The 1,023-nt window shown below is 68.6% G+C and carries 1 rRNA gene and 1 pseudogene; one reads left to right on the top strand and one right to left on the bottom strand.

Annotation, left to right across the window (positions count from 1 at the left end):
• The first annotated feature begins 150 nt into the window (after nucleotides 1-150).
• Nucleotides 151-267 (top strand): 5S ribosomal RNA (gene rrf / locus IE245_RS29865).
• 28 nt (nucleotides 268-295) lie between these two features.
• On the opposite strand, the pseudogene IE245_RS37830 reads toward rrf, so the two are convergent.
• Nucleotides 296-1,023: pseudogene (locus IE245_RS37830) on the bottom strand (hypothetical protein); the annotation flags it as partial.

Consider the following 1,023-nt stretch of genomic DNA (forward strand, 5'->3'; position numbering starts at 1 on the left):
AATGGGTGGAGCTGACCGGTACTAATAGGCCGAGGGCTTGTCCTCAGTTGCTCGCGTCCACTGTGTTAGTTCTGAAGCAACGAACAGTTGCTGGTTTCGGAGCTGGAACACAACTACAGAGTGTGCTTGTTCGCTCGAAACCGATAGGGTTTCGGTGGTCATAGCGTTAGGGAAACGCCCGGTTACATTCCGAACCCGGAAGCTAAGCCTTTCAGCGCCGATGGTACTGCAGGGGGGACCCTGTGGGAGAGTAGGACGCCGCCGAACAAATCTTCAGGACCCCTGGTCCCAGCGTTCACGCTGGGACCAGGGGTCCTTTTGTTTTTGCTTGACTTTTCCAAGGCGCGGCCGGGTGCCGGCTGCGCGAGAATGACTGCAGTACCCGAAGACAGGAGTCACGCCGATGTCCACCAACTCTCCCGACGACCGTCCGGAGCGCGAGCCGCGTCGCAGGGACGGGGCCGGTGGCGACCGGGGCGGTTACCGTGGGCCCCGCCGTGACGACAGCCGCGGTGACAACCGTGGCGGTGGCGGCTTTCGGCGTGACGACAACCGCAGTGGTGGCGGCGGGTTCCGTCGCGACGACCGCGGTGGCGACCAGCGCGGTGGCGGCGGCTTCCGTCGCGACGATCGCCGTGACGACAACCGTGGCGGTGGCTTCCGCCGTGACGACAACCGGGGCGGTGGCGGCGGGTTCCGTCGTGACGACCGGGGCGGCGACCAGCGCGGTGGCGGCGGGTTCCGTCGCGACGACCGGGGCGGCGACCAGCGCGGTGGCGGCGGCTTCCGTCGCGACGACAACCGGGGCGGTGGCGGCGGGTTCCGTCGCGACGACAACCGGGGCGGTGGCGGCGGGTTCCGTCGCGACGACCGGCGTGACGAGCGTCGGGACGACCAGCGCGGCGGTGGCTTCCGACGTGACGACAACCGTGGCGGCGGGTTCCGCCGTGACGACCGGCGTGACGAGCGGCCTTCGTCGTTCCGCCGTGACGACCGTCCCTCCTTCCCGCGCGACGACCGGCG

The organism is Streptomyces roseolus, from assembly GCF_014649855.1.
GTDB lineage: Bacteria > Actinomycetota > Actinomycetes > Streptomycetales > Streptomycetaceae > Streptomyces > Streptomyces roseolus.